The following is a 717-nucleotide window of genomic DNA, read 5'->3' as shown; positions in this document are numbered from 1 at the left end:
CGCGCGCAACTTCAACCAGCCGATGGCGACCGCGGGCAAGATCTGCGTGGCCGAGGTCGAGGAGATCGTTCCCGTCGGCGCGCTCGATCCCGACTGCATTCATTTGCCTGGCGTCTATGTCCAGCGGCTGATCGTCGGCGCGCCCTATGACAAGAAGATCGAATTCCGCACTGTTCGCGAGGCGGCGTGATGCGACCGTCGCAAGTTCGCTCTTCTGCTCCCCTCCCGCTTGCGGGAGGGGCTGGGGGAGGGCTTGAACCCCAGATCGCGCTCGACAGACACGCCCCTCCCCTAACCCCTCCCGTAAACGGGAGGGGAATATAAAGCGCCGCCTCGCCGAAGCCTCCGGCCGCCGCGGCGAGCGCCTCGCCGGCTGGTGGCTCCGCCTCAAAGGCTGGCGCATCCTCGCCCGCCGCGTCCGTACCCCCGCAGGCGAAGTCGATCTGATCGCCAAGAAAGGTACCCTCGTCGCCTTTGTCGAGGTCAAGCTGCGCGCCACCGCCGCCGAGCTCGATTTCGCGATCGACGAGCGCCGCCTCGCCCGCGTCGCGGCGGCGGCCGAATATCTGATGCCAAGCTATGCCGATCCGGGCGACGACATTCGCGTCGATGTCATCCTGCTCGCGCCGGGCACGCGGCCCCGCCATATCGAGAATGCCTGGATCGGGTGACTTTGGCGGCGGACGCCCCTAGAGGTCGCTCGCATCCAAACCCGTC

Annotated in this window: 2 protein-coding genes; both read left to right on the top strand. The window is 67.4% G+C overall.

All coding sequences use genetic code 11. From position 1 onward, the window contains the following. On the top strand, positions 1–190 hold a 190-nt coding region (locus tag AACY08_RS27725), incomplete at its 5' end, for a CoA-transferase (protein WP_339472300.1). A gap of 130 nt (positions 191–320) precedes the next feature. Next, positions 321–671, top strand: a complete 351-nt coding sequence (locus AACY08_RS27720; RefSeq protein ID WP_126849110.1) for a YraN family protein — start codon at positions 321–323, stop codon at positions 669–671. Positions 672–717 lie beyond the last annotated feature (46 nt).

It is taken from the genome of Pseudomonas sp. EL_65y_Pfl1_R83 (assembly GCF_963970695.1).
Taxonomy (GTDB): domain Bacteria; phylum Pseudomonadota; class Gammaproteobacteria; order Pseudomonadales; family Pseudomonadaceae; genus Aquipseudomonas; species Aquipseudomonas tritici.
The sequence above is the reverse complement of the archived record's forward strand: the minus strand, read 5'-3'. Positions and strand labels throughout refer to the sequence as shown.